Genomic DNA, 6118 nt, shown 5'->3' on the forward strand with positions numbered 1-6118 from the left:
TTTTTTAAAAGGCTTCACGCAAAGGTCGCAAAGATTTAACACGCCCGACTGCCGACGGGCAGGCAAAGAGCGCAAAGAATCTTTTTAAAGTTTGAGTTACTATAATAAATTGATGGTATTAACACTAGTCAAGCGGAATTCGTTCAGTCCTTCCCCATAAAAGTGGGCATATCCTCAACGGTAATAAAGCCTTTTTCTTCTTCCTCTTTTTCTTCCTGCTGGAAGGCATCAATCCGGACACGTGTATCCTCGTAAATTAGAATTTTCCATATTGTCTGCAGAAGAGAAATTGCCTGTGGTGTTTAATCCGTTGGATTTACATTCTTATAATTCTGGGTTATATACCTTGGCAACGGAATACAAGGACCAGCGTTTTTATCAAAAATTGATCATTCAATAAATTAGATATCCCTATAAAGGGAGATTACTCCGTTTGTTCAATATAAACCCGTTTCACTTCTGAATAATCGATGGTATCCTGTTGCTTAATGTATTTAATAATGTTTTCTGCCGTGGTAATATTGAGTGATTCACCCTCATCGATGTGTTCAAAATCGTAAGAATCCGAGATATAGCTATTTAGCCCCACGCTGTACGTGGAATCAACATTTAGTAAATCGCCTTGTTCATCTTTTACAATGATCTTTTCAATTTCATCGCTGCTGTTTACCTTCATCGTATAGGTACCCCCGGAAATACGGAGTCCCGGACTGTATGATCTGTTATAATAATAGCGGATCAAAGATATCATTTCAGCAGGTGTCATAGTAAACTTCATAAGTTCATTTCCGAATGGATCCAGGGCATAAATGGTTTTCACCCGGATCTCTCCTTTGGGGATCTCATCAATTCGTATCCCTCCGTTATTCTGAAAAGCAAAATCGAGATTGTGCATGGAAGTCTGGGCATCAGTAAAAAGCGATCCCAGCTCCCCTTTGCCTTTAATGGGCGACGCTGCATATCCTATTATCTCCGCCAGAGCTTCATTGTTGTTGTATTTGTCCACTTTGGCCTGTACCTTTTTATCTGTTTGATGAAAGGTGTTCAGATCCACCAGCTCAGATGACTTATTGGCCAATTCGCCTTTTTTGAAAGTCAGCCTGATAATACCGGCATAGTTCATATCGTCGTTGGCCTGAGTGATCAATACTCCCCTGTACTGGTCAGTCTTTTCAAGGAGCGTATGGGAATGTCCTCCAATGATGACATCAAATGCATGATACTGTTCAATCAATTGCTTATCCCGGGAATAACCCAGATGGGTAAGCCCGATCATCGCATTAGTTCCCTCAATGCTGTCAATATATTGACCGGCAACTTGTATTGGATCATAAAATTTGATGCCTTTTACTTTTGCAGGATGGGTGACTGGTTTCCCCTGATTGCCGGTTTCAAGCAAACTCAGAAAAACCAGTTCAACCCCTTCTATCTGTAGCCTATGAAAAGGTTTTGGTTGGGGCAATATGGAACCGGCAGTCTTCATATTAGCGCAGAGAAAAGGAAATTCAGCCTGTTCCATTCTTTCCTTTAAAGCTTTCTGTCCATAGTCAAATTCATGGTTCCCGATGGCCGACATATGATATCCTACCTCATTCATTAAATCAATAATAGGGAATCCGCGGGGATCATACTGGTCAACCACAGGATTTCCGCTGAAAATATCACCGGCGCTTACCAGTAAAACATGTTCATGAATTTGTTCCAAACTGTCTTTTAAAGCGGCAAGATGCGGAAAGTTATTTATGCTTCCGTGCATGTCATTGGTATGAACAATGATTACCTCGAGCTGCCGGCTGTCTGATTTTTCTTTATTTTCACATCCCCAATGAATAAAAATTATAGGAATGATGTAAAACAGGAATTTTTTCATGACGATCATTTTGGGTTTTTTCCAATTCAGACCGATTGGCAAAGAGGCTAGAGTTGGCATAGCAGATATGAGATTTAGAAATATTCTCCTTTTATTTCTTTTATGTATATTAACAGAAAGGAATATGTTGAATGTATAAAAGACATGGATTGTCAGATTATCCCTGACAATCCATGTCTTTTATTTACTTTAAAAGTTTACCCTCAATGAAAAATAGAAATTTCGTTTCCATCCCCACATGCCCACAAAGGAATCTTTGTCATGTCCGCCTAAATCATCCCCTTCTGCAATGTATTCATTGTTAAACAAGTTATGCACTATAGCATTTGCCTGAGCATCTACCCCAAAAAAATCAAAGTTGAGGGTTGCCCTGGCATCTACCACATCATAGGAAGGCAGCATATAGGATTGCTCGTCATCTTCCGTATCCGTTCTACTAAGAGGATCAAAATTCGCATACAATTGATCATAGAATTTATATGTAAGGCCAATATTGAGTGGGTTGAACAGTTGAAAATCGGCGCTTGCTCCGAAAGTGGTCTGAGGTGCATCAGGAACCTTCAGGTCTTTGGTGTAGGCTTGATAGGTTCCAAGCAAGGTCTGATCTGCTTCATCATATACATCTACTTCCACATCATTGGTATAATGCCAGTTACCAAGAGAACCAAATGTTTCCAGTTTCAGAGATTCGGATATATTAAAGGACAATTCCGCATCAATACCGGTATGCAATTCCTCCAGGCCTTTGAAATAAATGGTTCTTCCTGCTGCAGGATAATAGGTGTCATTCCACCTATCGGACCAAAGGGTATAATAACCATTCAGATCAAATGAAACTTTTCTGGACTGATAACCATAACCCAATTCAAGACCGGTGATCTTTTCAGTTGTGTAATCGGGATTGACTTCATTGGTATAATTGATGAATACAAAGTCAAAGAAGGGGGCCCGGGCATAATATCCGGCATTAAAAAAGACATTGTGTCGGTTGGTAAGGTTATAATTGACCCCAGTCTTTACATTATATCCAAATTGGGATTCCCAGTCGGATACTTTTTCATCGGTTTCGGGCAGATAGCTCATATAATCGATGCGCTTGTACCAGGTATTGGAGGCAGAACCGGCCAGGAATGCAGAGAAAATGTCGTTTGAATTTTCTGTTTCCATAATCTGTTACCGAAGTTTCGGCAAAACCTCCCTCTTCGGTATCGGTGGTTTTTGTAATGATATTAATGGTCCCGCCAACCGAGCTGATGGCCAGTTTAGATGCACCCAATCCGCGCTGAACCTGAATGGTTCGGGTAACATCACTCAGGCCTGCCCAATTCGACCAATAGACCCACCCATTTTCCATGTCATTTACCGGTACTCCATTGATTAGTACTGCAACATTTCTTTGATCGAATCCTCTGATATTAATTCTTGAATCACCAGCGCCTCCACCTTTTTTGGTAGCATAAACACCAGGCGTGGTATTCATAATTTGTGGAAATTCCTGATTGCCCAGTTCCATTTGGATTTTTTTTGCTTTCACATTAGAAGCAGCGACCGGTGTCTCCCGGTTTTGTGCAATGGAAGCAACTACTTTCACTTCCTCCAGACCTATGGCATCAGGTTGTAGTCTTATTAAATCCAAATCTTGTTCTGAACCATCTTCCACGGTAAGATTCATCTCCTTTTTAACAAATCCTACATAGGAGACAATCAGTGTCTTTTCACCCGGTACAACTTCCAGTGTAAATGTGCCGTTCAGTGCAGTGGCAGTTCCCGTGGTACTGCCTTTCACTGCAACGGTAGCACCGATTAAGGGTTCTTCATTCTCTGCATTGACTACTTTGCCCTTCAAAATGCCTTGGCCAAAAGATAATTGCAGAGAAAGTAAAAAGCCTAAAATAAACAATGTGAGTTTCTTCATAGTTCACTTTTTTTGGTTAGTAATATTTTGTTAATGCAAAGTAACAGTGAAATGGCAAAAGGGATGTTGATTAATTATTAATTAATCTTTATATATCCATTAGTAGGTTAAAAGTTCTTTTTAAAAAAACAACAAGATCAATTTATGCCTGATTATGTAATGATTATCCCCCAATGATACTCCTTCATTACATAATATATTCTTCTGGATTAATGCATCCGGCTTATTGCGAAAGGAAGGAACAGGCTTTATTTTAAATGCAAAGAATTACCATTTCAAAGGAGATGACGAATTATTCACTGGCCGATAAGAAATATTTTTCAGAAGCATGGTCAGGGTCATGGTATCGGTTAATAAAATCGGTAGGATTTTCTCCACAAAATCTTTTAAAGGCCTTAATAAAATGCATCTGATCATAGTATCCTGAATTGCATGCTATTCTGCACCAATTGATATCCCTTAGCCGTTGGTTTTTAACAGCATTCATTATGTGATTCAGACGGGTCAGGCTTGTATATGTTTTGCAGGAAACACCCACGCATTCACGAAATCTACGCCTGAACGTTCGATCGCTGGTGCAGACCCGTTCAAGCAACTGGGGAATTGTCACCAAACCGGTGGAGTCATGGATGCGATGCAATGCATATTCAATGTATGCGTAGTGATTATCGCTTTTAGCAAGTTGCGCCAGAAAAAATGCATCCAATGTGCGGATCATTAAAGAAAGATTCCCATTTGCAGCCAGCATCTTTTCATATAGGGGTGTCAGCTTGTCTCGGAGAACATCTTCTGCCGGATAGCCATAATCAATCAGTTCATGCATAGGAGCATGCAACAGGCGGAACATACCCGCAGGCTGAAATATAACACTCAAACTGGTAAGATTACCCTGGGGCAAAAGGTAATAATGGTTTACCATCTGTCCTGTAATAACACTCCCTTTCGTAGAAATCATCTTATCAAGATTTGACTTATCAATGAAAAAGCAGTCTTCCAGGTTAAAAACAACATAGGGCAGTCCCATGGGGATGAACTTGATTGGGCTGATCTTCCTTTCTTTCTCAATGCTGTAGAAGGCATACAATTTGATGAATGCCCTTAACGGCATGGCGGGTATGTGATATTCCAGCCTCATGGGATTTAATAATAAAACGGGAGTAAGTTACTGCAAAAATTTATGGTTGTCAAGGAACTGATTAAATTTTTTAACCCCTCGATTCAAAAAAATATTCGGAGCCAAAAACTGCCGGTTGCAATACCTTCATAAATCTCACATAAATCTGATAATGGTTGAACCATTGCTACCTATATTAACCTTATATCACAAGTCCATTTTGGCCATTTTTTACTATCATTTCAATGCAAGCTCCTTTATCTTGCCAAAAATATTGTTTATTATAAAGTTATATTGCCATGAAAACAACATTTCAGGTTTTGTGCGTAGCGGCCCTCATTTTTGCAGGGTCGGCAATTTTTGCCCAGGAACCGGTTAAAAAGAAGGTAAAAAAGAAAGCCGAAGAGAAAACGGAAGAAAAGATCGACAAAAGCATTGATAAAGCCTTTGATAAGGTCGGGGGACTTTTTAAAAAGAAAAAGAAGAAAAAAGACCAAACCTCCAATGAAAAAGCCGAAAAGAAAATTGGAGATGAAGCCCTGAGGGAGGAAGGTACGGCTGCATCAAAAGATTCCCCCGTTTTGAAATGGTCGCGTTACGATTTTGTGCCGGGGGAGCGCATCATTTTTGAGGATGTGCATGAAAATGAAGAAAACGGTGAATTTCCCTCGCGTTGGGATCTTATTAAGGGAGCAGCAGAAAATGCCGAATTGGATGGTCAAAAAGTGATTTATTTCCGGTCGGGGGATACCAAAATCATCCCATACTTAAAGAATTCGGCTGAAGATTACCTGCCCGAAAAGTTTACCCTTGAATTTGACGTATGGTTTGAGAAGGATAAATATGCCGGTTATTTCATCTGGCTTTTTGACCAAAAAAACCAGAAGAGGTTATCCATGAATCCCATTGATCTTCACATGAATGCCATCGATGCACAAAGGAGTTATGTTGTATATCCGGGAGTAAAAGATGGCAAAGATGGAGAGCAAAGCATATGGCGCCATGTATCGCTATCTTTCAACAAGCGTTCCCTGAAAGCTTACCTGGATGATGCGCGGCTGGTGAATATTCCCAACCTTGGAATTGATCCGACCGGTATTACCATTGGCTGCGACCGGTTTGCCCCCGCCGACTTAGAAACACGCTTCATAAAGAATATCCGTCTGGCGGAAGGGGCTGTGGAATTATATGATCGCATTCTGAGCGACGGGAAGATCGT

General features: G+C 40.4%; 5 protein-coding genes. 1 reads left to right on the forward strand and 4 read right to left on the reverse strand.

Going from position 1 to position 6118, the window contains the following annotated elements:
* Positions 1-424: 424 nt before the first annotated feature.
* The 4 genes from KGY70_15620 to KGY70_15635 form a co-directional block, all read right to left on the reverse strand.
* Complete coding sequence (locus KGY70_15620; protein ID MBS3776625.1) at positions 425-1870, reverse strand: bifunctional metallophosphatase/5'-nucleotidase; 1446 nt, start codon at positions 1868-1870, stop codon at positions 425-427.
* A 189-nt stretch (positions 1871-2059) separates the two neighbouring features.
* Positions 2060-3037 (reverse strand): TonB-dependent receptor, encoded by a 978-nt coding sequence (locus KGY70_15625; protein ID MBS3776626.1) that lies wholly within the window; start codon positions 3035-3037, stop codon positions 2060-2062.
* The gene (locus tag KGY70_15630) at positions 2928-3785 is read right to left on the reverse strand and encodes a carboxypeptidase-like regulatory domain-containing protein (GenBank protein ID MBS3776627.1); all 858 of its coding nucleotides are present in this window, start codon (positions 3783-3785) and stop codon (positions 2928-2930) included. The genes KGY70_15625 and KGY70_15630 overlap by 110 nt, the downstream gene beginning before the upstream one ends.
* 292 nt (positions 3786-4077) lie before the next feature.
* On the reverse strand, positions 4078-4920 hold the full coding sequence (locus KGY70_15635) for a helix-turn-helix transcriptional regulator (GenBank protein ID MBS3776628.1): 843 nt from the start codon (positions 4918-4920) through the stop codon (positions 4078-4080).
* A 278-nt stretch (positions 4921-5198) separates the two neighbouring features.
* On the opposite strand from KGY70_15635, the gene KGY70_15640 reads away from it, so the two are divergent.
* Positions 5199-6118: hypothetical protein (locus tag KGY70_15640; protein ID MBS3776629.1), on the forward strand; the 920-nt coding region annotated here is incomplete at its 3' end.

The sequence above is a fragment of the Bacteroidales bacterium genome (genome assembly GCA_018334875.1).
Lineage (GTDB): Bacteria > Bacteroidota > Bacteroidia > Bacteroidales > UBA12077 > JAGXLC01.